Source organism: Paenibacillus sp. FSL P4-0127, assembly GCF_038007325.1.
Lineage (GTDB): Bacteria > Bacillota > Bacilli > Paenibacillales > Paenibacillaceae > Fontibacillus > Fontibacillus macerans.
This window is the reverse complement of sequence record NZ_JBBOWY010000001.1, coordinates 1,971,429-1,995,179: the sequence shown is the minus strand read 5'-3', so window position 1 is coordinate 1,995,179 and position 23,751 is coordinate 1,971,429. Positions and strand designations below refer to the sequence as shown.

19 protein-coding genes and 1 riboswitch are annotated in these 23,751 nt (G+C 55.4%); of the genes, 8 read left to right on the top strand and 11 right to left on the bottom strand.

Going from position 1 to position 23,751, the window contains the following annotated elements; genetic code table 11:
- The first annotated feature begins 48 nt into the window (after nucleotides 1–48).
- Both NYE74_RS08795 and pgmB read left to right on the top strand, forming a co-directional pair.
- The gene (locus NYE74_RS08795; protein ID WP_036619710.1) at nucleotides 49–2,346 is read left to right on the top strand and encodes a glycoside hydrolase family 65 protein; all 2,298 of its coding nucleotides are present in this window, start codon (nucleotides 49–51) and stop codon (nucleotides 2,344–2,346) included.
- Between the two features lie 152 nt (nucleotides 2,347–2,498).
- Nucleotides 2,499–3,176, top strand: a complete 678-nt coding sequence (gene pgmB / locus NYE74_RS08790; protein ID WP_036619709.1) for a beta-phosphoglucomutase — start codon at nucleotides 2,499–2,501, stop codon at nucleotides 3,174–3,176.
- 729 nt (nucleotides 3,177–3,905) lie between these two features.
- Here pgmB and NYE74_RS08785 read toward each other — a convergent pair.
- Both NYE74_RS08785 and NYE74_RS08780 read right to left on the bottom strand, forming a co-directional pair.
- Nucleotides 3,906–5,102, bottom strand: coding sequence for an IS4 family transposase (locus NYE74_RS08785; RefSeq protein ID WP_115311341.1), 1,197 nt, complete (start codon nucleotides 5,100–5,102; stop codon nucleotides 3,906–3,908).
- A 321-nt stretch (nucleotides 5,103–5,423) separates the two neighbouring features.
- Nucleotides 5,424–6,500: an MBL fold metallo-hydrolase gene (locus NYE74_RS08780; protein WP_036619708.1), complete on the bottom strand. Its 1,077-nt coding sequence runs from the start codon at nucleotides 6,498–6,500 to the stop codon at nucleotides 5,424–5,426.
- A 446-nt stretch (nucleotides 6,501–6,946) separates the two neighbouring features.
- Between NYE74_RS08780 and NYE74_RS08775 the strand changes: the two genes are divergently transcribed.
- Together NYE74_RS08775 and NYE74_RS08770 are read left to right on the top strand one after the other, a co-directional pair.
- The gene (locus NYE74_RS08775; protein WP_155620868.1) at nucleotides 6,947–8,095 is read left to right on the top strand and encodes a virulence factor; all 1,149 of its coding nucleotides are present in this window, start codon (nucleotides 6,947–6,949) and stop codon (nucleotides 8,093–8,095) included.
- Between the two features lie 127 nt (nucleotides 8,096–8,222).
- A riboswitch (Lysine riboswitch) is annotated at nucleotides 8,223–8,423 on the top strand.
- A 143-nt stretch (nucleotides 8,424–8,566) separates the two neighbouring features.
- Nucleotides 8,567–10,030 (top strand): amino acid permease, encoded by a 1,464-nt coding sequence (locus NYE74_RS08770; protein ID WP_036619706.1) that lies wholly within the window; start codon nucleotides 8,567–8,569, stop codon nucleotides 10,028–10,030.
- 69 nt (nucleotides 10,031–10,099) lie between these two features.
- Here the strand turns inward: NYE74_RS08770 and NYE74_RS08765 are convergent, their stop codons facing one another.
- Nucleotides 10,100–11,224 (bottom strand): transglutaminase domain-containing protein, encoded by a 1,125-nt coding sequence (locus tag NYE74_RS08765; RefSeq protein WP_124333461.1) that lies wholly within the window; start codon nucleotides 11,222–11,224, stop codon nucleotides 10,100–10,102.
- A 293-nt stretch (nucleotides 11,225–11,517) separates the two neighbouring features.
- Here NYE74_RS08765 and NYE74_RS08760 point away from each other — a divergent pair, with 293 nt between their 5' ends.
- Nucleotides 11,518–11,715, top strand: coding sequence for a hypothetical protein (locus tag NYE74_RS08760; protein WP_036619705.1), 198 nt, complete (start codon nucleotides 11,518–11,520; stop codon nucleotides 11,713–11,715).
- Between the two features lie 88 nt (nucleotides 11,716–11,803).
- Here NYE74_RS08760 and NYE74_RS08755 read toward each other — a convergent pair whose 3' ends face one another.
- The 3 genes from NYE74_RS08755 to NYE74_RS08745 all read right to left on the bottom strand — a co-directional run bounded on the left by NYE74_RS08755 (nucleotide 11,804) and on the right by NYE74_RS08745 (nucleotide 15,404).
- Nucleotides 11,804–12,040, bottom strand: a complete 237-nt coding sequence (locus NYE74_RS08755) for a glutaredoxin family protein (RefSeq protein ID WP_036619702.1) — start codon at nucleotides 12,038–12,040, stop codon at nucleotides 11,804–11,806.
- A 48-nt stretch (nucleotides 12,041–12,088) separates the two neighbouring features.
- Nucleotides 12,089–13,039: a thioredoxin-disulfide reductase gene (trxB, locus tag NYE74_RS08750; protein ID WP_036619700.1), complete on the bottom strand. Its 951-nt coding sequence runs from the start codon at nucleotides 13,037–13,039 to the stop codon at nucleotides 12,089–12,091.
- A 427-nt stretch (nucleotides 13,040–13,466) separates the two neighbouring features.
- Entirely contained in the window at nucleotides 13,467–15,404 is a 1,938-nt protein-coding gene (locus NYE74_RS08745) for a heavy metal translocating P-type ATPase (RefSeq protein ID WP_124333460.1), read from the bottom strand.
- A 331-nt stretch (nucleotides 15,405–15,735) separates the two neighbouring features.
- Here NYE74_RS08745 and NYE74_RS08740 point away from each other — a divergent pair, with 331 nt between their 5' ends.
- The 3 genes from NYE74_RS08740 to NYE74_RS08730 are packed head-to-tail and all read left to right on the top strand — an operon-like array spanning nucleotide 15,736 to nucleotide 17,676.
- Nucleotides 15,736–16,068, top strand: a complete 333-nt coding sequence (locus NYE74_RS08740) for a PadR family transcriptional regulator (RefSeq protein ID WP_124333459.1) — start codon at nucleotides 15,736–15,738, stop codon at nucleotides 16,066–16,068.
- Complete coding sequence (locus NYE74_RS08735; protein WP_063836298.1) at nucleotides 16,055–16,609, top strand: HAAS signaling domain-containing protein; 555 nt, start codon at nucleotides 16,055–16,057, stop codon at nucleotides 16,607–16,609. Before NYE74_RS08740 ends, NYE74_RS08735 begins: the two co-directional genes overlap by 14 nt.
- Nucleotides 16,606–17,676 (top strand): DUF4097 family beta strand repeat-containing protein, encoded by a 1,071-nt coding sequence (locus tag NYE74_RS08730; RefSeq protein ID WP_155620865.1) that lies wholly within the window; start codon nucleotides 16,606–16,608, stop codon nucleotides 17,674–17,676. The genes NYE74_RS08735 and NYE74_RS08730 overlap by 4 nt, the downstream gene beginning before the upstream one ends.
- Before the next feature lie 280 nt (nucleotides 17,677–17,956).
- Here NYE74_RS08730 and NYE74_RS08725 read toward each other — a convergent pair whose 3' ends face one another.
- From NYE74_RS08725 to NYE74_RS08705, 5 genes are all read right to left on the bottom strand, one after another.
- A complete protein-coding gene (locus NYE74_RS08725) occupies nucleotides 17,957–19,354 on the bottom strand; it encodes a WD40 repeat domain-containing protein (protein WP_341004746.1) in 1,398 nt (465 codons plus the stop codon).
- 677 nt (nucleotides 19,355–20,031) lie between these two features.
- A complete protein-coding gene (locus NYE74_RS08720) occupies nucleotides 20,032–21,324 on the bottom strand; it encodes a homocysteine synthase (protein WP_124333457.1) in 1,293 nt (430 codons plus the stop codon).
- A gap of 124 nt (nucleotides 21,325–21,448) precedes the next feature.
- Entirely contained in the window at nucleotides 21,449–22,297 is an 849-nt protein-coding gene (locus tag NYE74_RS08715; protein WP_124333456.1) for an ATP-binding cassette domain-containing protein, read from the bottom strand.
- Nucleotides 22,284–23,147 (bottom strand): membrane protein, encoded by an 864-nt coding sequence (locus tag NYE74_RS08710; RefSeq protein ID WP_036619690.1) that lies wholly within the window; start codon nucleotides 23,145–23,147, stop codon nucleotides 22,284–22,286. The genes NYE74_RS08715 and NYE74_RS08710 overlap by 14 nt, the downstream gene beginning before the upstream one ends.
- On the bottom strand, nucleotides 23,131–23,751 hold the full coding sequence (locus NYE74_RS08705; protein WP_124333455.1) for an RNA polymerase sigma factor: 621 nt from the start codon (nucleotides 23,749–23,751) through the stop codon (nucleotides 23,131–23,133). The genes NYE74_RS08710 and NYE74_RS08705 overlap by 17 nt, the downstream gene beginning before the upstream one ends.

Below are 23,751 nucleotides of genomic sequence, written 5' to 3'. Positions count from 1 at the left end.
TTAGATTCTAAAATTCAACCATAACACTTCCTGAGAGGAGCATAACCCATGACCTGGAAAATCGCCAATTCCGCCTTAACACAGTCCGAACTGCTCAATTTGGAAAGCGTTTTTGCGCTGGGCAACGGATATTTGGGCGTGCGGGGCAATTTTGAGGAAACGTACGGCCCGGAAATGGCCAGCATTCGCGGCACTTATTTAAACGCTTTTCACGATGTGATCGAAATTCCTTACGGCGAAAAACTGTTTGCCTTTCCGGACACGCAGCAAAAGCTGGTGAACAACATCGACGCGCAAACGGTGCTGCTTTATTTCGACGGCGACGCTGCTCCGTTCCGGCTCGATCATGGAACGATTACCGGATACGAACGGACCCTGCACATGGACAAAGGGTATTCGGAGCGGATCGTACAATGGAAATCCCCGCAGGGAAAAGAGGTCAAATTGACGTTCCGGCGGCTGGTGTCTTTCACGCGCCGCGAATTGTTTGCGATTGATATTTCTATCGAGCCCGTCAACTTCACCGGCAACTTGAAAATCGTGTCCATCGTAAACGGCAAGGTCGAAAATTACACCAACCCGAACGATCCCCGGGTCGGCGCCGGCCATGCCAAGCGGATGACGATCGCGGATGCCGGAGTTCAAGGCCAATATGGTTACGTCGTCGATGAAACGATGGTGTCCAAAATGAAAGCCGCCTGCGTTACGCGCCATCTGCTGGACGGCGAAGCCTCCGTCACGCTTGAAGCCGGCAGCGGCGAGAACAGCGGCGAAGTGACGTACACGGCCGTTTTGTCCCTGACCGGGCCGGTGCATTTTACGAAATACAACGTATATACCGACAATTTGCGCCACGGCGACGGCTTCCTGGGGCGGGCGCTGGAGCTGCACGAGCCGCTGTCGGGTCTGTCCTTTGAAGACCTGCTGGCCGAGCAGGCGGAATATATGAGCAGCTACTGGAAATCGGCCGACTGCATGATTCAAAACGACGACAAGCTGCAGGAAGGCATCCGTTTCAACCTGTACCAGCTGCTGCAATCGGCCGGCCGCGACGAACACAGCAACATTTCCGCCAAAGGCCTGAGCGGGGAAGGTTACGAAGGACACTACTTCTGGGATACGGAAATCTACATGTTCCCGGTGTTTTTGCTGACCCGGCCGGACATCGCCCGCCAGCTCTTGCTCTACCGCTACTCCAAGCTGGACGACGCCAGAGCGAGAGCGCGCCAAATGGGGCATAAGCAGGGAGCCTTGTTCCCTTGGCGCACCATTGCGGGAACGGAGTGCTCCTCCTTTTTCCCGTCGGGCACGGCGCAGTACCATATCAGCGCGGATATCGCCTACAGCTACATTCAATATTATCTCGCCGCGCAGGATAAAGATTTTCTGCTGAACTATGGAGCCGAGATGCTGATCGAAACCGCCCGCTTGTGGGCCGGCATCGGCCATTATTATCAGGGCGCTTTTCATATTGATGAGGTGACCGGGCCGGACGAGTACACATGCTGCGTCAACAACAACTATTACACGAACGTCATGGCCAAGCACAATTTAAAATGGGCCGCCAAAAGCTGCGCCATTTTGCAGGACTACGATCCTGCCGCCTACCGCGGGCTTTGCGAACGCCTTGGGGTAACGGAGACGGAAATCGCCGCTTGGGACAAAGCCGCCGCCGCGATGCTGCTGCCGTACGACGCCAGCCTAGGCATTAACCCACAGGACGACACGTTTCTGCGCAAAGCCGTGTGGGATTTCGAAAACACGCCAAAGGAAAACTATCCGCTGCTGCTGCACTACCACCCGCTGACGATATACCGTTATCAGGTGTGCAAGCAAGCGGATACCGTGCTCGCGCACTTTTTGCTGGAGGATGAGCAGGATTATGAAACGATCCGCCGTTCTTACGATTACTATGAAAAAATTACGACCCATGATTCGTCCTTGTCCTCCTGCATTTTCAGCATCATGGCCTCCAAAATCGGCAATATGGAAAAAGCGTACGAGTACTTTATCGAAACCGCGCGGCTCGATCTCGACAATACGCACGGCAATACGAAGGACGGTCTGCACCTGGCCAACATGGGCGGAACGTGGATGTCCATCGTGTACGGCTTTGCCGGCATGCGCCTCAAGGAATCCGGCCTTTCGCTGGCCCCGGCCATTCCGCAGGACTGGGAGCAATATGCCTTTCGCCTGACGTTCCGCAGCCGCCTGATCGACGTGCGCATCGGCCAAAAGAGCGTCGTTCTGGAACTAGCCGAAGGCGAAGCGATCGGACTTAAGCTGTACGAAGAAGACGTGACGCTGCAGCCGGGCGCCGCGCTTACCCGGGAGTTGCAGGGCTAACTGCTGAAAGCAGATTGCATAAAGATAAATAATTTAATGCATAGAGATTGAATTGCCCCTTCAACACAAGGGATCAAGTCAGAATCATCAATGAGGAATCAAAACCGAAGGAGTTTTATGCGGTTGGATCAAGCAGAAGGAGTTTTGTGCAAATGGATCAAGTTTTGAAGGCGGTCATTTTTGATCTGGACGGCGTCATTACGGATACCGCGGAATACCACTATCAAGCCTGGAAGGCAATCGCGGAGGAATTGAACATCCCGTTTACGCGCGAGTTTAACGAAAATCTCAAAGGCGTGTCCCGGATCGATTCCCTAAAGCTTCTGCTGGGGCAAGCGAATCCGCCTGCGGACTACAGTGAAGCGGAAATGAACGAGCTGGCCGACCGCAAAAACAAGCTGTACGTCGAACTGATCGGCAGCATTACTCCCGCCGACCTGCTGCCGGGAATCGACCGGTTTTTGAGCGAATTGCGGGAAGCCGGAATCAAGACGGGGATTGCTTCGGCTAGCAAAAACGCGCCGGCGGTGCTGCGCAGCCTCGGTGCCTCAGGCCGCTTCGACACTGTCGTAGACGTGACCAAGCTGAAAAACAACAAGCCGGATCCGGAAATTTTCCTGACCGCGGCCGCTTCCTTGGGCGTGGAGCCCGGCGCCTGCATCGGCATCGAGGACGCCGTCTCCGGCATCGACGCGATCAAGGCGGCCGGCATGTTCGCGGTAGCGATCGGCAGCGGCTCGCAGTTCCCGAAAGCGGACGTCGTGCTGCCCGGCACTGCCGGGCTGAATTACCGCGAGCTCGCGCAGCGGTTCGCCGAGGCGCGGCGTTAAGCGGCGAAGGCCGGGACGCCGTGGTAAGAAGCGGATGCGGGGACACGCGGTAACTCGCGAAAGTGCGAGGACAAGGTGCCGCTGCTACCCCGGAGAACCTTGGTAGTGCGTGGGCAAGGCGCCACCGCTACTCGCCGAACCCTTGGTAGTGCAGGGCAAAGCGCCGCTGTTACTCGCCGAACCTTGGTAGTGCGTGGGCAAAGACCGTTGCTATTCGCCGAACCTTGGTAGTGCGGGGGGAGCGGCGAAAACTGCGACGGGGGCAGCGGGAGAGCAACAGCGGAACCAGAGAGTTAATCCGGAGGGGCAAACCGGAGGGCCAGTCCGGGGAGCCAATCCGGAGAGCCCCCGGGGAGCCAACTATGGAGAGCCGTGCTGCGGGAAGCCGAGCTACAGATGGTTGGCCTGCGGGGGCCACTCGGAGATAACGGCAATTTTGGTCGCTATTTTGCATATTTTGCCCCTCATCAGAGAAATAGCGACACTTTTGGTACCTATTTTTCACCAATCTTGGAAAAGTACCCTTCTAAGCTCTCACTTTCCAAAAATAACGGCAAAAAAATCACTAGCGTTGCAAGAACACTAACATCAATTTTCAGCAAAACCCACATTTGGATTATTGAAACTATAAATGGATTTTTTTACAGTCATTTTTTAAGCTTAAGACCAAAAAGCCAAGGTTACCTAATGCGTAGGTCGCGATGTCCCATTAAATGTATATAATGGATATTATTCCTTGAACTTGCTTGGCTTAATTATCCCAACCATTGTGCGCACCGATAACGCTTTGGGACCTGACCCCGGACGTCTCCCCGGACTACTTCGACTGGGTTTCCGATCCAGTTCGGTTCGAAAGGATCGCCATGAACGGTACAAATACTCGCGGAGAATCCGGAGCACTTGCCAGTTTGTTTTTGCCGTTTGGGTGCTGTGCCGGATGTGCTCCACGAGCAAGGCAGTAATTAAAGCCAAGAATAACTGGTTCCAAATAGCCTGTGGTTTATGACTGTGCAGCTTCTTCAATCGCAAATGTTGCTTCAGCCATTTAAAATACAACTCGATGAGCCAGCGATTTTTGTAGATCTGCGCGATTTCTTCAGCGGTCTTATCCCATACCGATGTAAAAATACGATAAGTCCGTTCCTGCTCGTCATAAAACTCCACCAAACGAACGGAATGTTCCATGGATCGGAAGGAACTGCCCACGCAAACCTTGGCGTCCCGCGTGATGTTCGAGCCTTCCGGAACAGGATACTCCTCAATGACGGTGGCAAGCGCGCGATCTCGCATACGGATCACAAACTGGATGTTGTCCTGGACCCATTGATCCATCCGGGCATAATCATCATAACCGCGATCCATCACATAAATCGCATCCGAGGGGACGACCAGTTCAACGGCCCCCGCACGATCCCCTACATTGAGCGAACTGGGGATCATGGCATCAGGAAATAGCTTGTCGGGAGCTGTAACAACGAGGCGCAGATGCATCTTGACGCCGCTACTCTTATTTGACATCTTGGCCCAACTTCCAAGTTGAAGCGGCAGTCGAATGCTGGAAGAATCAATGATGTGCAATTTCCCGCTCTGGCCCTGGTGGCAAGCACGTTGCTGTGTTTGTGATGCCAGATGCTGAAACATCCACTCCAACAGCTCCGTTGGGATCTGATCGAGTTTTCGGGATAATTGCGAGCCGCTGATACTCTCCAACTGTAGAAGCTGCTGAAGTTTCGGCTCAGCACGAAGTGCAATTTCCATTTCACCGTAAGATGACCATTGTTTCAACTGAGCATTGATGAAGAGCATGATCGCTTTCATCGTGGTAAGTTTCTTGGTGTAATGGTCGAAGAGTAAACGTTGATGCACATCGATGGGCAGTAAGGAAATCAGTTGACGAATGACCGTTTTAGCTTTAACGTTATCCATGGTTGGTCTCCTTTTGTAGAGAGTTATGGACAACGTACCTACCTCTTTACAATAGGAGATTTTTTATGCTTTTTCCATGAAAAATGATCATAATTACCCATATTTAACTAATATTTGATTATTCGCGTTAGGTTTTATGCAACGCTAGTGCAAAAAAATCCCTTATTTGTGCCGAACCCCTTACCCAGGGAAAATAACGTCATTTTGTGCCGCTATTTCCGCACGCCGCCCATGCCCCAGGATAAATAGAAACCCACCGCAGGCCCTTCGCCTTGGTCGGTGGGTTTTATTTTAGACCACAAAAACGTGAACTTCTTTCCCTCACGACTCCCGCTCCGGCAACCGGAACGTTTCCCCGTGGTGCAGAATCCGAACCGTCTCGGCAGGTATGCCGCGGCGTTTGCGGTCCGCTTCCAGGCGGTCGAGCGCTTCCCGCGCCGTATCGTCGGCCAAGCGAAACGTGCCGTAATGCATCGGGATCATCAGCTTGCCCTTGACGTCGACGAAAGCCTGCAGCGCCTCTTCCGGCGTGGTGTGCTGGCTCGTCATAAACCATTCAGGCTCGTACGCTCCGATCGGCAGCAGCGCCACGTCGATATTGAACCGTTCGCCGATTTCCCGGAAACCGCGGAAATACCCGCTGTCCCCGGCAAAATAAATAACCTGCGGTTTTTGGCCTCCTTGTTCCAGCCGGCCTTGTTCGTGCCCGCCTAGTTCGCGGCCGTCCCGTTCATGCCTGCCCTGTTCGTGGCCGCCCTGTCCGTACCCGCCTTGTTCGCGGCCGTCCCGTTCATGCCCGCCCTGTCCGGGCACCGCCGGCTCCAGGACGAAGCCGCCCCAATGCGACGTGTTCGTATCGAACGGGGTGCGCCGGGTCCAATGCTGGGTCGGCACAAACGTGATTTTCGCGTCTCCTACCCGCAGGTCTTCCCACCAGCTCAGCTCCCGCGTCCGCCGAAAGCCTTTGCGGATCATTTTGGCCCCCAGGCCGGCCGGCACGAGCAGCTGCGTATCGCTCCCGTACAAACGCCGAATGGAGGCGACATGCATATGATCGTAGTGGGAGTGCGAAATGAGAATGACGTCGACGTCCGGGACGTCTTCGATCGGGATTCCGGGCGCGGTCAGCCGCCGCGTCAATCCCATGCGCCAAGCCCACACCGGATCGGTCACGATATTAAGTCCAAGATACTGAATGAGAAAAGTGGAATGACCGATCCAGGTTACCGTCGTGTCCCGCCGGTTTTGCCGCAAATAATCGAGGTCCGGCGGCGAATGGGGAATAACGTAAGAATAGTCCTTCTTTTTGCTGCGGCGCTCTTCCCGCCATTGCTTGAACTGCTTCAACGTTTTGTCGGTGGTTACATTATCGAGATTGTTGTAGCGCGTTCTCGGCATGGATCCAGGTGCTCCTCTCCGATTTCTTTCTTTCCATTCTAAAACAATCCCGGAGGCAATCCAAATACGCCAAGTCCGGTTGCTGCAATAATATATGTCATGTACTAAGATTATTGTGTTCTTAGGCTACCTTTTTATTCCTTTGCCTATATAAGTTGAACTATTGATTGTACGGATCAGGCCAGCCGTGTGAAATGTTCTTACGATTGCTATTGTTCGCAGATTTCTATTGATTTTATAGATTCCAACAAGGAAGAAATGCGCTCACAAAGGCGACCACTACCGTTTCTTCAGAATCATTTCCCACTCTTGCCTCACTTTCGTATTTCTTTAGTTCAACTTATATAGATGGATAGCCAAGGCGATGGTCTATAGCGGCGGACGAAAAGCTTGGGCAAACGGAAAGGTTGAGGTACAATATATGGGAAAGGAGATGTGAAACTTTTATGAAAATTGTATTTATCGAACCGACTCCCAGTCCCAATACGATGAAGCTGCATTTGGACGAAAGCCTGGAGCCGGGGATTCGAAAAACATATACCCCAGACAATGAACGCTCCGCCCCTGCCTGGATCCGCAATCTGCTCGGCATCCCCGGGGTGAAAAGCGTGTTCCATACCCTCGATTTCGTCGCTTTGGACCGGAAAGGCAGCGCTGACTGGGCCGCCATCTTGTCCGAGGTGCAAAAACAATTCGGCCAGGAAGGCGTCGAATCCGCCTGGAGCCCGGAGAGCGACGAGGCGGCCGCGTACGGGGAAGCACAGGTATTCGTGCAGTTTTTCCGCGGCATCCCGATGCAAATCCGGGTCAAGGCGGGAAGCAAGGAAGAGCGTATCTCCTTGTCCGAGCGGTTCGTAAACGCGGTTACGGAGGTGGCCAGCGCCACGCTGATCAAGGAGCGCAAGCTGACCGACTACGGCGTGCGCTACGGGGAGCTCGCGGAGATCGCCCGCGAGGTCGAGCAGGAGCTGGAAGCGGCGTACCCGCCCGAGCGGCTTGCGGGGATCGTCGCCCAGGCGATCGCCCACGGCCGCAGCGAGACCGAGTTCGTCGAGCAGCGGCGCGAGCTGAGCCTGGACGAGATCCGCGAGCGGTTCGCGGACAGCGACTGGCGCATCCGCTACGCCGCGCTCGAGGCGCTGCAGCAGCCGGGCCCCGAAGCTCTGCCGCTGCTGGCCCAAGCGCTGCGCGACCCGCAGATGCAGCTCCGCCGGCTCGCCGTCGTCTACCTCGGCGACGTGCGGACGCCGGAGGCGATGGAGTTGCTGTATGAAGCGCTGCGCGACTCCTCCGCCGCCGTGCGGCGCACCGCCGGCGACACGCTGTCCGACATCGGCGATCCCGCGGCCACGGGGCCGATGATCGCGGCGCTGCGGGACAGCAGCAAGCTGGTCCGCTGGCGGGCCGCCCGCTTCCTGTACGAGGTCGGAACCGACGACGCGCTGGAAGCGCTGCGGGCGGCGGCGGACGATCCCGAGTTCGAAGTCGGCCTGCAGGCGAGAATGGCCGTGGAGCGGATCGAATCCGGCGAACAAGCCGCCGGCACCGTCTGGCAGCAAATGGCGAACCGGGACCGCGGCGAAGCCCGAAATTAAAAAATTCACCGAAAATTCGCTTCGGCGAGGCAGGTTGTCATTATTTTGGCATTGCCCGCCCGTCCAACCTTGTTTTATACTATTAAAATGTGTTCAAGTGCAAAGTGAATAAATAACCTCATCATTACGGTGAGGTAGAGGTCGCGATTGCGATGAGTACACCGGAGGAGGCGCTTAGAAGCCGCCAGAGAATCCGGATGGAAAGGCGCCGTCGCCGAAGCTTATTAGCCGGCTTCTAAGGCTGTAGGCTGGGGCTGTTGCCGAAAGGGACAGAACTGTCACGATGGTTCCCGTCACCCGGGGAACTTCGTGTTGAGCTATCTTCATGGTATGGTGGGATACACGGTATATACAGGCCGCGGAATCCTTTCCGCGGCCCTTTTTTGCTCGCTCCAAGCCTCGGCCTGTACCTGAATGCATCTTCGGCCCCGCGCCGAGGGAATATTAGGATACCGAAGGAGTGTTTTTCTCATGAGCAATAAAAAAACAGGGACGGACGGGCGGCTGAACCCGGGCTTAAAAGCCCGCCACATGACGATGATCGCGCTCGGCGGCTCGATCGGAACCGGCTTGTTCCTGGCCTCGGGCGGCGCGATCGCATCCGCCGGACCGGGCGGAGCGCTGCTCGCCTACGCGGCTGTCGGCATTATGGTCTATTTTCTGATGACCAGCTTGGGGGAGCTGGCGACGTATCTGCCGGACTCCGGCTCTTTTGAAACCTACGCCTCCCGTTTCGTCGATCCTTCGCTGGGCTTCGCGATGGGCTGGAATTTCTGGTACAACTGGGCGATTACGATCGCGGCCGAACTGTCGGCCGCCACGCTCATTATCAAATACTGGTTCCCGAACAGTCCTTCGCTCCTGTGGAGCGTGCTGTTCCTCGCCTTGATCCTCGGGCTCAACATTTTGTCGGTCAAAGGCTACGGGGAGTCGGAATACTGGTTTGCGACGATCAAAATCGCCGTCGTCATCATCTTCCTGGTCGTCGGCGTCCTGATGATCTTCGGAATCATGGGCGGCGAAGCGGTCGGATTTTCCAACTTTACGATCGGCGACGGGCCGTTCCACGGCGGATTTTTCGCCTTCCTCGGCGTCTTTATGGCCGCCGGCTTCTCCTTCCAAGGCACGGAGATGGTCGGCGTGGCCGCCGGGGAAAGCAACAACCCGCGCGAGCATGTACCGCGGGCGATCCGGCAGGTCTTTTGGCGGATTCTGCTTTTTTACATTTTAGCTATTCTCGTCATCGGTTTGCTGATCCCTTATACGAATCCGAATTTGCTCAAAAGCGGTCTGGAAAGCATCGGCGTCAGCCCCTTCACCCTGGTGTTCGAAAAAGCCGGGCTCGCCTTTGCGGCTTCGGTCATGAACGCGGTCATTTTGTCTTCCGTGCTGTCGGCCGGCAACTCCGGGATGTACGCCTCTTCGCGGGTGCTTTATTCCCTGGCCCTGCGCGGCAAGGCGCCGAAATTCCTCGGCAAATTGAACCGGCGCGGCATCCCGGTGAACGCCCTGCTTCTCACGACGCTCGTCGGCATGCTGGCTTTCCTGGCTTCGCTGTTCGGCGACGGCGTCGTCTACAACTGGCTGCTGAACGCTTCAGGCATGTGCGGATTCATCACCTGGCTTGGCATCGCCATTAGCCATTACCGTTTCCGCCGGGCCTACATGGCCCAAGGCCGCGACTTGAACGATCTGCCGTATAAAGCGCGCTGGTTCCCGTTTGGCCCGATATTCGCCTTCATCCTTTGCTTTATCGTCATTCTCGGGCAAAACCTGTCCGCCTTCTCGGGCGAAACCATTGATTGGTACGGCGTCATTGTTTCCTACATCAGCGTTCCGTTGTTCCTTCTCGTGTGGCTCGGGTACAAATGGACCAAAAAGTCCAAGCTGATCCCGCTGGACAAATGCGATCTCGAAGTACCGGATCAACGTTAACGCCTCACCAAAAAACCGGCTTCATGGAAGAATTTTTTCTCCCGTGAAGCCGGTTTTGCATATTACACACTATTTCTCCCAAACGATTTCAACCTTCAAATCATTCGTGCCTTCAAGTTGTTCCTCGTTATACTTGATGTTTTGAAGATTTAAGGTATAGAGCTCTCTGAGATGGCGGAGCAAGCTCTGCTCTGAACCGCTGTATCTGATGGTGACCGAAGACCGATTGTCGTTCAGGGCTTCGACGACTTTGCTGCGGATTCCTTCTCTGCTCGTCACAACCGCGCCATCATCAAACAAATCGTATTCCAGCGTTTTATATAGTTCCTTGTAATATCCGGTGTTCCCTCCGCCTACGGCAATCAGCGAACCTAACACGTCCCGGTAAGCGGTCGCGGCGGCCGGATAACTAAGCGTCCAGCTATGGTCTTTCCGAATCTGATCGTCCGTCAGCAAAAAATACGTATATCGCACACGGTCGCCCTCGTCCGGCACCGGATCGTCCCATGTCGTGTCGAGATGATACCATTTGCCGTCCAGCAGCACCAGATTCCAGGCATGTGCGGTATTGTTCACTTTGCCCTCGATAATTAGATTGTCTATCCCCGCGTCCCGGAGCATCCGATAGGTCATTAGCGCATAACCCTGGCAGACGGCTTCGCGGGTCGTCAACCCTTCGTAGGCCGTAAATTTCTGCAGATCCTGGTCATATTTCAAATACCGCACCACATAGTCATGAACCGCTTTGATTTTTTGGTGATCGTTCATGTCCGGTTGAATGATTTCCGCCACGATGCTCTTTATTTTCGCGAAAACATAGTTGGATTGCTCCAACGTCTCCCGGTATTGAAATTTGACCGAAACCGTTGCGAATTCCGACGTTCCTTCCCATTCGTAGGAATAACGATTCACCACGTATTTCGTATAGGGATCCTGATCCAGCGCTTGGCTCATAGCCGTGCTCATCAGGCTTTCCAGCTTTGCCGTACTCCCTTTATACAACAGTTTGATTTGTGTCTTGCGGGCTTCAAGCCCCGCCGCCAATTGGTCTTGTATTTCCTTGGCCGACGTTACGCTGGATATCGCAGGCGCGGCGTAAGCTATTGTGGTTTTCCATTCACCCGAAGCCGTGCCGAACAACAATGTACCGGCAATTCCCGCTGCAGCAAATTTTCTCATGGATGTCCATTCCACAACCAACAGCTCCTTCCCTCTATCCGGCTTGTTGTCGGTGCATCAAGCCTTGATAGCTTGTTCCAGCATCTTCTTGAGGCTTATTGTACCATAGCTCCCGTTAAAAAAGCTTACTAGTTTTGTCGAACCGTCTGCCCTTTGGCCGTTGCGCGAAAAGACGCAATTTCTCCCCAATTTTGCCGCTTTCGCGCATTACAATTTTAAAAAAATAGAAGTATAATAAAAAACATAGAATTTGTGATATATATCATTGCCGAAAAATATAAATTGTTTACATGGAGATGCGTTTGCTCATGACCATCGTGGATACTTCCGATATTTCCGTTGAAATGTTTGTTGCCGTCATGTTCTTCTTGCTGCTGATCGCCCCCTTGGTGAGCCTGGGAGTTATGCGGTTGTTCCAGGGGCGGAAAAAAGCCGGATTTACCCTCCTCGGCTGCGGGGTGGCAGGGTATCTGATCTTTCAGCTTCTCGCCGGATGGTTGAGCTGATTTGGGCGGAACAAAAAAGAGCATCGTCCTTGACGGCCGTGCAGGCTGCAAGGGCGGTGCTCTTTCGGGTTCCGGCTGGCGGCTGGCCTTACGCCAATTCCGCCAACGCTTTATCGAACTGGGTTTTGTTCATGCCCAAGATGCGGTGCTCGCCGATGACCGTTACCGGAACGGCGCGCATGCCCATGTCCCAAACTTGCTGTGCGTATTCGTCGTTTTGCTCGATGTTGCGCTCTTCATAAGCGACGCCTTTGTCGCTCAGAAAGCTTTTCACTTGTTTGCAATGCGGGCAATTGGTGCTGGTGTATACAATTACGCTTGCCATGATGATTTCTCCCTTCCTATCCGGAACTAATTTGTTTTTCCGGTGATTTTATTTTGCGGCCGCGGCGGCCGTTTCATGCTCAAGGTTTTCGATGTATTTCTCACAGTCGATCGCGGCCATGCAGCCGCTGCCCGCGGCGGTGATCGCCTGGCGATAGCGGTTATCCTGCACGTCGCCGCAAGCGAATACGCCCGGTACGTTCGTTTCCGACGTGCCCGGTTTGACCACGATATAGCCGTTCGCGTCCGTATCGATCTGCCCGCCGAGGAACGCCGTGTTCGGCTGGTGGCCGATCGCGACGAACACCCCGCTCGCGCTGATGATCTCTTCTTCGCCGGTCGCGTTGTTCCGCACTTTCAGGCCGGTTACGCCGTTTTCGCCGGCGATGACTTCCAGCGGCGTGCGGTTCAGCGCCATTTCGATCTTCTCGTTGGCGCGGGCGCGATCCTGCATGATCTTCGAAGCGCGCAGCTCATCGCGGCGATGGACGAGCGTCACCTTCGTCGCGAAGCGGGTCAGGAAGCCGGCTTCCTCAAGTGCGGAGTCGCCGCCGCCAACGACGACGATTTCCTTGCCGCGGAAGAAAAATCCGTCGCAGGTGGCGCAGGTGCTTACGCCGCGTCCAACGTTATCCTGCTCGCCGGGGATTCCCAAATATTTGGCCGTCGCGCCGGTCGACAAAACGAGCGTTTCGGTAACGAGTTCGCCGATCCCTTCCACTTGCAGCTTAAACGGACGTTTGCTCAAATCAACGCTGTTGACCCAGCCGGTGCGGAATTCCGCGCCGAAACGCTCGGCCTGTTTGCGCATGTTGTCCATCAATTCCGGACCCATGATTCCTTCCGGGAACCCCGGGAAGTTTTCCACTTCCGTCGTCGTCGTCAGTTGTCCGCCCGGCTGCGGTCCCTCGATGATCAGCGGGTTCAAGTTGGCGCGGGCCAGATAAATGGCCGCCGTAAGTCCGGCCGGACCGGTACCGATAATAATCGATTTATACATAATGGCATCCTCCTAAAAGTGTGATCGATAGAAAGTAAGCACTCTATTTCAGGCAATCTGCTATATAAGTTGAACAATATTATACGGATCAGGGCAGCCGTGTGAAATGTTCTTACGATCGCTGCCCGCCCCAGATTTCTATGATTACGTAGATTCATACAAGGTAGAAATCCGCTCACAAAGGCGACCACTGCCGTTTCTTCAGAATCATTTCACACTCTTGCCTTACTCTCGTTTTTCTTTAGTTCAACTTATATAGTAAGGCTTCGACACACTGTTTTTTTTTTATATCAAGATGGAAAATCTATGATCTACTTCAATTATGTTAAAACGACTGCATGGTGTCAACAAGCGTACCGGAACGGTTCTGTGAAGTTTAAATGAAGGAATGATGAAGAGGCGTCCGCTTTTTTTGCGCAGCCCCGAATTACCTGAGCAGCCGCAGCCCGTTCAAAATGACGAGCAGCGTGCTGCCCTCATGCCCCACAACACCAAGCGGCAGAGGGATGCCGCGCAAAAAATTGCTCGCGATCAGCAGCAGGATGACCGCGCCGGCAAAAACAAGATTTTGCTTGACGATTCTCCGGGCCCGGCGGGCGAGCGAGATCGCCTCGGCAACCCGCTCCAGACTGTCGTTCATCAGCACAACGTCCGCAACCTCCAGCGCCGCGGCGCTTCCGCCTCCGCCCATGGCCACCCCGACCGTCGCCGCCGCCAACGCCGGCGCGTCATTGACGCCGTCGCCGACCATGACGACGCTGCCGTAACGGCTGCGCAGCGCCTTCACATGCTCCACCTTGTCCTGGGGCAGCAGGTCCCCGTACACAAGATCGATCCCCGCTTCCCTGGCGACCGCGCGGGCGGTGCCGCCGCGATCGCCGGTCAGCATCGCGGCGGCGATCCCCAGCCGGTGCAGGCGGTCGATCGCCGCCTTGGCCTGAGGGCGAATCCGGTCCCGCAGCGAGATCAGCCCGGCGTATTCCCCGCTGGCCTGAATCGCGGAAACCGTATGCCCTTCCGCGATCCAGGCCCGCATCCGTTCGGCGAACTCGGGCGGCAAATTCGGATCATCTTCATCCGCCTTGCCGACCCTCCACACCTCGCCGCCGATCTTGGCCTCAATGCCCCAGCCGGGCAGCGCCTGCAATTCATCCGCACTCCGGATGGTCAGGCCTTCTTCTTCGGCTTTGCGCACGATCGCCTCGGCCAGCGGATGCTCGGACAAACTCTCCGCCGCCGCGCAAGCGGCCAGCACCCGCAGCCGGTCATATCCCTCGGCCACGTACAGCTCGGTAACCTCCGGAATCCCCTCCGTCAACGTGCCGGTCTTGTCGAAGGCGACGACGCGCGCGCCGCCGAGCAGGTCCATATAAGCGGCGCCTTTGAACAGCACGCCGTTTCGCGCGCTTTTGGACATTGCCGACAGCATCGCCGGCATCACGGAGGATACGAGCGCGCAGGGCGAAGCCACGACGAGAAACACCATCGCTTTATAGAAAGCCGCCGGCCAGCTCCATCCGAAAGTCAGCGGGGCGAGCAGAACAAGCGCCGCAGTGACCAGGAGCACCGCCTTGGCATAAATGCCTTCAAGCCGCTTAATAAAGCGCTCCGTCTTCGGCACCTCCCGCTCGGCTTGCTCCACCAGGGCGATGATTTTGGCAAACAGCGTACCGTCCGCCGGACTGGTCACCTCCACATACAGCGCTCCTTCGCCGTTGATCGTTCCGGCGTATACGCCGTCGCCGGCGCGTTTGTCCACCGGCATCGACTCGCCCGTAATCGCGGATTGGTTGACGGAAGAGCCCCCGCTGCTCACGATGCCGTCCGCCGGGATCACCTCGCCGGGTTTTACCAGGACCAAATCCCCGACCAGCAGCGTTTCGGCCGCGACCTCCTTCATTCCGTCCGCATCGATCCGCAGGGCCGTTTCCGGTTTCATCGCGGCCAGCGCCGAGATGTCCCTGCGGCTTTGCTCGCCGGCAAACGACTCCAGCGCACCGCTTAACGCGAAAATGAAGATAAGCATCGCGCCTTCGTTCCAATACCCGATCGATGCCGCTCCAAGCGCGGCGGCGATCATCAGCAGGTTAACGTCCAAATCCCTATCCTTAAATAAAGTAGCCAGCCCCTCCCGCGCTTTCACGAACCCGCCGACAATATAAGCGGTTATATAAAGAACGACCGACAACATAGGCAGCCAGGCGTGCAGCCCCCAAGCGGTACACATCAGCGCTCCACTGGCCAGAGCCAGCAGCATTTCCCGGTGCCGCAGCAGCCGAAGCGCCGGGAAACGGCGCTGCTTCCCCGGATCGGGCAGGCCCGCCGATGGCTTGGCGGCAGGCAAGGTTTGGTGAGTGGCACTCATAAAAATATCCCCTTTCATGATCGGATAACGTCCTCAATTGAGAATGAATACTATTGTTAACCCCCTAAAAATGGCACATGCTGCCCCGGGATCTCCCGGAGCAGCATGCAATTGAGAACGATAATCATTTTTGTATTGGTACAATAATGTTGGTTTTGAGAAACTTTGCTTTTATTTTAAACTAAATTCTTCGGTATGTAAATGCTATATTGCATTATTCAGTACAGGGTATTATACTGAACTCATCTAGTCGATAATATCCAGTACTGAACAAAATCTATTTGTTGGATCATCCGATCCGCATCCTGTCGTAACTACCGAGGTGTTGCCAATGAATGTACAGTTCAAAAAAGGAGCGCTGGAGCTCTGCGTGCTCGTTCTGATTTCCCAAAAGGACTATTACGGCTATGAGCTTGCGCAGAAAATCAGCGAAAAAATCGAACTGGCGGAAGGAACGCTGTACCCCATCCTGCGCAGGTTGACCAAAGACAACTACCTGACCTGTTATTTGTCCGATTCTTCGGAAGGGCCGCCGCGCAAATACTACTCGATCACCGCGCCGGGACGGGAGCAGCTTGCCGAGCTTATCGCGCAATGGATGCCATTTGCCAAGGCGGTTGATGACTTTATCGCAGAAGGGACGAGTAGCCATGGGGAGAACTGAATTTATGCGCACCCTGGAAGGGTTGCTGATCGGCATACCTCCGGAGGAGCGCAAAGAAATTTTGTACGATTACGAGGAGCATTTCGAGGCAGGCGCAGCCGCCGGGAAAAGCGAGGAAGAAATCATTAAAAAGCTGGGGACGCCTTCACTGCTGGCCAAGGAACTGCTGCTCGATTACAGTATTTCGGTGGCCGAGCGCAAGAAAAGCTTAGCCAATGTGATGCGCGCGGTGCTGCGGGCCGCTGGAATGAGCTTTATCAATATGCTCGCCGTCGCCTTGCCCGTAGCGATCCTGCTGCTCCTAGCCGCCTCTCTCAGCATCATCGCCGCCGCTATGCTGCTTAGTCCGCTGTTGATCATCATCTCCTTGATCCAGCGCGGATTCGAGTTGTTTCTTTTCAACCTGTTCGCAACCATGACGTTGTTTAGCCTGGGAATCCTGCTTGCCGTGGGCCTCAGACAGCTTGCCGGGCGGCTGTACGGCGTGATCTTACGGTTGGTCAAAAATAAATCCGGATTTCAAGGGAGCGTTTCGCTATGAAAAAAATCGTCTATTTTGCCATAGGCTTGCTGCTCATCGGACTGACCGGAACCATCGTCACCTTTCCCAAAGCGGATACACTTAAGGCGTTTGGCCTTTTTCAGGAAGACAAGGAAACGGCCCCAGAGCAGGACGGAAGCCGGAACGCTCCGGACCGTGACCGGCAGGCAACGCCGAATGACCCGGACGGGATCATCGAGGATTTTCAAACCGATTTGATGGAAGGAACCACCGATATGGTGGGCGGAATTTTGGATAATGTCTCCGAAATCGTCGACGACGCCGTGTCCCGCGATTCCACGGATGATCCCGATAACGCCAAAAGCCGGCGCATCTCCCTCTCCGAAAATCTCGCCGCCCAAGGAATCCGCAACATCGTCATCGATACCGCCGCCTCCGACGTAAAGCTCACTGCCTCCGCTGCATCGGACATTGAAGCCAAACTGACGGGGAAGGTGAGAAGCGGCATTAAAGACAACGAGCTCACCCCTTTGTTAAACAAGGAAGGCGACACGCTGTACATTCAAACGGAACGGGAGAAAAAAGACGGCAAAAGCTTCCGCGCCGATCTGGCGTTAACCGTGACCATTCCGGCGGCGCAGTCTTTTGAAAAGTTGTCCATTAGCACGGTCAGCGGGGACATCGAAACCTCCAATCTGGAGATGAAGCAGGCCATCAAGCTTGAGACCACAAACGGGGAAATCACGTTAGACCGCGCTAAAGCGGCCAAAATAGAACTGAACAGCGGTAACGGCAGCATCGAGGCCTCCGCCCTGAAAGGCGAAATTGCCGCCAGTTCCGTGAATGGAGACCTGGACCTCGGCTTGCAGACGGTCGATCTGGCCGGGGACATCACGGCCGAATCCATCCATGGGGATATCGACATCGTCTTGAAAAAGAATCAGCCGCTATCGCTGGAGTTCACCACGGTAGGCGGGGAAGCTGAGGTGAATGTCCCGGACATGGATTTTAGCCGCCGGACGGATCAGGGGATCGCGGGAAAAGTCGGCAGCGGTAAATATAGCGTCAAGGCAGCCACAACAACGGGCGATTTTACATTGGAATAATGGGGCAAGGAACAAGACGGGGCCGGTCTGTCTCTGCGTCAGGCATAAGATCGCCCCTTCTTGTTAACCGGCACCCCCATTCTAACGGATGCCACAACCGCTATTTGCTGCAACAACACCGATTTCAAACTCTAACGGATGCCATAGCGCTTATTTCGCTAAAAACCAGCTATTGGGGCCCAAATTAAGACAAATAACGGCTGCTGCAACCGTTAGATTTCCGGCAGGCGTGTTCCCTGTCGGAAACCTGCACTGTTACGGGAAACCTCAAAAGTACGTACTAGGGCTCTTTAGGAAACACGATTTCTTTCCGTTCTACAACGACCCCGGTTTGCGGCTCTGACGTATGCGGTTCTGCCATTCGCGACCATGACGTGCGCGCCTTTGCCGGGAGCATTTCCGGCAGATCCGCCTCGCTCGCGGGCCGTTTTTCTTTCTTGTGAACATCGTAGTAGAAATAGGCCGGTTCCTTCTCTGCCATCCCATAAGTATTGCTGCCGTCCGGCTCGAACCGGTAGGACTTGACGAGCGCGGTGGAGTCATCAAGCCAGCCGGCGATATCGAGCGCGCGGTCGTCCCCCGCATCCGCCTTAATCGATCCCAAAGCGCCCCCGTCTCTGCCGTAGAAATCAATGCGCTGGGGGGCAATGCTTAAAAAGTCGATATCGATGTCTTTAATCCGGCTATGCTCTCCCGGAGAAGACTCCATCCAAGCGATCGAACCGGACGGATTCCACTTGATTTTTTCGGACGGAACATACTTGTCCTCAGACAGCTTGATTTTCCCGAGCGCAGCGCCTTTTATATCATAGAAAGTCACCTTTCCGCTCTCATCGTCATGAGCAAACCGTTCAAAATCAGGCGACAGGAACAAGGACGGAGCCCCGGTCGTCGAGTGCGGAATCACCCGGAACAACCGGTCCGGAGCATCATCTTTCCCGCCCTGCAAATCAAACACTCTCACCAAACCCAAGTAGCTCTGCAAAAATACTTTCATCCGCTCGCCGTCCCAATGGTATTGGTAAATATAGTCATACCCTTCCGGCAACGGCCAAAAATCTTCCCTGATCCGTGCAATTTTCCCCGTCCGCACATTATACTCGGAAAGATGATACTTTCCGCCTTGCCCTATGATTTCCGGCTCCAAAAACAGCACCCGCTCCTCATCCGCTTTGACGAGCAGTTGCCCGATAAACGTATTATACCAGCGGTTGTTCGTGTCCGTGATCCCCTCGCTCCAGACGGTCTTCACCTGGTCTTCGCCCGTTTTATGGGACAGCAGAACTTTGATCACATCATCGTCCCCATAAAATACATTGGCCATCACCAACGTTTGTCCCTCCAGCTCAACCACCGCCTCGTAGTCGATGCTGTAATCCGCCAGGCCGGCCGGAACTGCGACAAGTTCTCCCTTCGCATTCCGGCTTGCGCTAAATTCACCTTTTGCCAGCTTGACGCTCTGCGCCGGCATCTTTTCCTGTGCTCCACCTTGCTCAGCTACTTTTACGCGTGTTGCCTCTCCCTGACTAGCCGGCAACGACGCATTCCCTGACTCCTGCTGGGACGCGTCCCGCGCAGCGTTTTCTCCCCCGTTAACCGGACGGTTTGCCGGCGAGCAGCTCACCAGCAGCAGTCCGGCGGCAGCCGCAGCCGGGAGCAGCCATTTTATCTTTTTCAAAAAATCAACCTCCTCAAAAACGTATATAAACAACCCTAAGGATTCGTTATCTCTGCGCTGTCTAAATCTTAAACGCGGCCGCTCTGCCAATAGTTTCATCTTCATCCTAACCTGTGCAGCCTTTCAGCATGATGGTGCTTGCACCTGGGCTCCAGGCGAGCAGAACGCCGCCGAACCTCAAAACGGGAGTCCGCCGATAAGTCGGCGGTACTTTTTTGTGTTGTACCGAACCGCAACATCCTGCTGGAGCCAGGCTGCTTGAGAAAATCCGGCGAAAAAATAAGAACAAAAAATGTCTTTATTTCGGCGATATCCATCCATTTGAGAGAAATAGAGTCAATCTAGGTCGCTATTTTCCCTCGGCTTGAGGAAATACCCGCGTTCCGGACTGTTCGTGGGAAAATAAGTACATGAAATGCTGCTAATGGTGATAAACATGTTAGGTTCCGGATAATAAGTACATATAGTGCCGCTATTTTGCAGGGGAACGCTTTTGTAGGGAAACGCTTTTGCAGGGGGGCGCTTTTGAAGCGAGGCGCTATCTTTATCTTGACCTGGCCGTTCCATTTAGCTGGCCCCAGCCACCACTTCTATGATCACAAAAAACCGCTGTCCGGCCGGATGATGTGATCCCGACACCGAAACAGCGGCTTTTCGCTTAATGATAATACGTTGAATTATGCCTGGCTGGCGGCGATCGCCTGCTCCAGGTCGTACAGGATGTCGTCGATCGACTCGGTGCCGACGGACAGGCGGACCAGTTCCGGATTGACGCCGGCCGCCAATTGCTCCTCTTCCGTCAGCTGCTGGTGCGTCGTGCTCGCCGGATGGATAATGAGCGACTTCGAATCCCCGACATTGGCCAGGTGCGAGAACAGCTTCACGTTTTCGATCAGCTTGCGCCCGGCTTCTACGCCGCCCTTAATGCCGAAGGTAAGGATCGCGCCCTGCCCTTTCGGCAAATATTTTTGCGCCAGCTTGTAGGATTCGTGGCTCGGCAGCCCGGCGTAGCTGACCCACTCCACTTTGTCGTGGGCTTCCAAGTACTGCGCCACCTTCAGCGCGTTTTGGCTGTGGCGTTCGATGCGCAGATGCAGCGTCTCCAGCCCCTGCAGCAGCAGCCAGGCGTTAAACGGCGACAGCGGAGCGCCGAGGTCGCGCTGCAATTGGACGCGCGCCTTGATGATGTACGCCAGCGGTCCGACGGCGTCCGTATAGACAACGCCATGGTAGCTCGGATCCGGCTCCGTCAGGCCGGGGAACTTCCCGCTCGCCGACCAGTCGAATTTGCCGCTGTCGACGATGATCCCGCCGATGGACGTGCCGTGCCCGCCGATGAACTTCGTGGCCGAATGCACGACGATGTCCGCGCCGAAATCGATCGGGCGCAGCAGGTACGGGCTCGGGAACGTATTGTCGACGATCAGCGGAATTCCGTGCTCATGGGCGATCGCGGCCACCGCCTCGATATCGAGCACGTCGCCCTTCGGGTTGCCGAGCGTTTCGGCATAAAGCGCTTTCGTCTTGTCCGTGATGGCCGCGCGGAAGTTGTCGGGATTTGCGGAATCGACGAATTTGACCTTGATGCCAAGCTTCGGCAGCGTCGTTGAAAACAAATTGTAGGTGCCGCCGTACAGCGTGGACGATGACACGATCTCATCCCCGGCCCCGGCGATATTCAAAATGGAGAACGTGATCGCCGCCTGGCCGGATGCCGTTGCCAGTGCGCCGACGCCTCCCTCGAGCGCCGCCAGCCGTTTCTCGAACACATCGGTCGTCGGGTTCATAATGCGGGTGTAGATGTTGCCGAATTCCTTCAGGCCGAACAAATTGGCGGCGTGCTCGGTGTCGCGGAAGCCGTAGGAAGTCGTTTGGTACAACGGGACCGCCCGGGAATACGTAGTCGGATCGATTTCCTGCCCGGCATGGATCGCCAGGGTTTCGGGGGCGTATTGACGCTCTTCAGACATGGATAATTCCTCCTTCAAATCGCTCGAAAGTGATGGGATGACGATGTTTTTTCATATTCTCTCACATCTCAAGCCGTTTGAAAATAGGAAGTCCGATAATTTTTATGTGAATTATATATTTTATTTACTTCCCCTTGAATTTCCGTACGAAATAGGCATCTTCCAGCAGCGGTTCCCCTTCGGCGAGCCCGGGAAACGGGGGAGATTTCGCCGCCATTTTAACGTATACCCCCTCCCGGACCTCCCGAATCTCGATCAGGCGCTCGGGCGGCAGCTCGCCTAACCGTTCACGGGGAATGACTCCTTCCCAAATCGGGCAAGGCAAGTCTTCCGTCCATAGCGATTTCCTGTCGTAAAAATGAACTTCCCCCCGATCGAGCCAAAGCACGTAATCGGCCATGGCCGCCCATTCGTTCATCTCATGCACCGCCGCAATGACGGTCCGCCCTTCGGCGTACCGGTTCAAATAGTTGATCGCCAGCTTGCGCTCCGCGGAATCCATCGCGTTTAACGGCTCATCAAGAAACAGGAAATTCGGGGCCCCCAAGAGGGATTGGGCAAGGGCAATCCGCCGCTGAACACCGAGCGACAACCGTTTGATCTTGGTGTTCCGGCAGAATTCCAGATTAAAATCGCCCAGCAGTTCCTTCGCCCGATCCGGGCCGGTTAAGCCCTTAAGTTCGGACAAATAAGCCAGCAGCTTGTACGGCGTCATTTCTTCGTACAATTCGATTTCCGCGGGTACATAACCGATTTGACTGCGCACCAGCGGCAAATCGTCAAGCACGGAGCGCTGCCGGTACAGGATCCTCCCCCTGCGCGGCATCCTGACGGTCGCCAGCAGCTCAAGCAGCGTCGTTTTGCCCGCCCCGTTGGCGCCGACCAGCAGCGTTAGGCCCGGATACAGCCGCAAGGCATCGATATGCAGGGAGAAGCCGTCCAACGGCTCATCGATATTTTCAACGGTAATCATGCGTATTCTCCGTCCTCACTCCACCTATTTTCAGACTTCGGCTGCGGTAATACGAGCGGAACAGCAGCAGCGCCCCGATGAGCAGCAGCAGCGCGTCGAGCGCCGTCCGCGTACCGGCGGCCCATCCTCCCGCCTGGGCCTGGATTTCCAGCATAAACCAAAGCACGTAAACCGCAAAAGCGAAAAACAGCGCCAGTTTCATGCCGTAACGGAACAATGCGTACATCGCTGTCCCGCCGGTCAGCAGCGAAATGCCCAGCCATTGCAGCAAAAACGGCACAAAGGGCATCCCTGCCTCGCCCGCCGCCTCCACGCGAATGCCCACAACGACGGAACTGATCAGCGCCCAGCCGATCACAAGAGCGATCACCATAAGCATCCGGCTGTAGACGACTAGAGCGGGAGGATAAGGCGTAATGCTCTCGACCGCACGCATGCCCGGGTCCCAGGAGCGGTAGCTGTACAGCATAGAAGCGATTAGCATCAAGGGCGTAATCATCGGGAATAAACTTGGCATACGATCGCCCAGTAAATAATTGGAGAACGGGCGGTTTGGATCAACCAGCAAAATCAGCATCAAAAATACGGCCGCGCCGGCCAAAACGAGCGCTTTGCGGTTGAGACGGAATTGGCTAAGCAGCAATCTGCGCAGCGAAGGCGCTTCGACGTGCGGGTTGAAGTCGAGCGTTTTTGCGGCGTTTTGCGCCTGAAGCTCGGCAAATTCCGGCTGCAGGGCCGCGATCAGCGCCGCCGTTTCCGACGGTGCCGGAGCATTCTGCATAGCCTGCCGCAGCGGTTCGCGCAGCTCCTGCTCCAAGCGTTTCAGTTCTTTATCAATGGAGTGTTCCATGAATCGGCACCTCGCTTTCCGTAAATGTATCCATTCGCTCGCCGGACCCGGCGGAGGAAGAGCCTTTTGGCCCGCATAGTGCGCGTTTCAGCTTCCGCAATGCGCTGTAAAGGTTCGATTTCACCGAACTCAGCGGCATTTCCAGCATTTCGGCAATTTCTTGCAGCTTCAGTTCGTGGAAAAAGCGCATGCGCACAACCTCCTGCTGCACCTGCGGCAGCAGGGCCAAAGATTCGGCAAGCTGCTGCGCCGTCTCTTGCCGTTCGATCAATTCCTCCGCCTGCGGCGAAGGGTCCACATCGTCCGGCAGTTCGTCCGCACCGCCATGCTCTGAACGGTAGGAGGCGCTCCGCCAGTAATCCCGGCACAAATTCAGCGCCACCGTATACAGCCAGGGGCGGAGATGTTCCATCCCGCCGTGCCTTTTCAGGTGGCGGATCAGCCGGATAAAGGTCTCCTGGACGATGTCCTCCGCCTTGCTTCGGTCCTTGAGCCGGTTGGTTACGTAACTGAGCAGCGGTCCGTGGTACCTCGTGACCAACAGCTCGAACGCTTCCCGGTCCCCCGCCGCCATCCGCTCTACCAGCAGCTGGTCCGAAATCAT

What these genes read in the sequence shown, in the direction of transcription:
- NYE74_RS08785 (WP_115311341.1), bottom strand. Translation starts at nt 5,102, where the DNA reads ATGGATAACGTTAAAGCTAAAACGGTCATTCGTCAACTGATTTCCTTA.
- NYE74_RS08745 (WP_124333460.1), bottom strand. Translation starts at nt 15,404, where the DNA reads ATGAGTGCCACTCACCAAACCTTGCCTGCCGCCAAGCCATCGGCGGGC.
- NYE74_RS08755 (WP_036619702.1), bottom strand. Translation starts at nt 12,040, where the DNA reads ATGGCAAGCGTAATTGTATACACCAGCACCAATTGCCCGCATTGCAAA.
- NYE74_RS08760 (WP_036619705.1), top strand. Translation starts at nt 11,518, where the DNA reads ATGACCATCGTGGATACTTCCGATATTTCCGTTGAAATGTTTGTTGCC.
- NYE74_RS08740 (WP_124333459.1), top strand. Translation starts at nt 15,736, where the DNA reads ATGAATGTACAGTTCAAAAAAGGAGCGCTGGAGCTCTGCGTGCTCGTT.
- NYE74_RS08705 (WP_124333455.1), bottom strand. Translation starts at nt 23,751, where the DNA reads ATGATTTCGGACCAGCTGCTGGTAGAGCGGATGGCGGCGGGGGACCGG.
- NYE74_RS08730 (WP_155620865.1), top strand. Translation starts at nt 16,606, where the DNA reads ATGAAAAAAATCGTCTATTTTGCCATAGGCTTGCTGCTCATCGGACTG.
- NYE74_RS08775 (WP_155620868.1), top strand. Translation starts at nt 6,947, where the DNA reads ATGAAAATTGTATTTATCGAACCGACTCCCAGTCCCAATACGATGAAG.
- trxB (WP_036619700.1), bottom strand. Translation starts at nt 13,039, where the DNA reads ATGTATAAATCGATTATTATCGGTACCGGTCCGGCCGGACTTACGGCG.
- pgmB (WP_036619709.1), top strand. Translation starts at nt 2,499, where the DNA reads ATGGATCAAGTTTTGAAGGCGGTCATTTTTGATCTGGACGGCGTCATT.
- NYE74_RS08780 (WP_036619708.1), bottom strand. Translation starts at nt 6,500, where the DNA reads ATGCCGAGAACGCGCTACAACAATCTCGATAATGTAACCACCGACAAA.
- NYE74_RS08770 (WP_036619706.1), top strand. Translation starts at nt 8,567, where the DNA reads ATGAGCAATAAAAAAACAGGGACGGACGGGCGGCTGAACCCGGGCTTA.
- NYE74_RS08715 (WP_124333456.1), bottom strand. Translation starts at nt 22,297, where the DNA reads ATGATTACCGTTGAAAATATCGATGAGCCGTTGGACGGCTTCTCCCTG.
- NYE74_RS08710 (WP_036619690.1), bottom strand. Translation starts at nt 23,147, where the DNA reads ATGGAACACTCCATTGATAAAGAACTGAAACGCTTGGAGCAGGAGCTG.
- NYE74_RS08735 (WP_063836298.1), top strand. Translation starts at nt 16,055, where the DNA reads ATGGGGAGAACTGAATTTATGCGCACCCTGGAAGGGTTGCTGATCGGC.
- NYE74_RS08720 (WP_124333457.1), bottom strand. Translation starts at nt 21,324, where the DNA reads ATGTCTGAAGAGCGTCAATACGCCCCCGAAACCCTGGCGATCCATGCC.
- NYE74_RS08795 (WP_036619710.1), top strand. Translation starts at nt 49, where the DNA reads ATGACCTGGAAAATCGCCAATTCCGCCTTAACACAGTCCGAACTGCTC.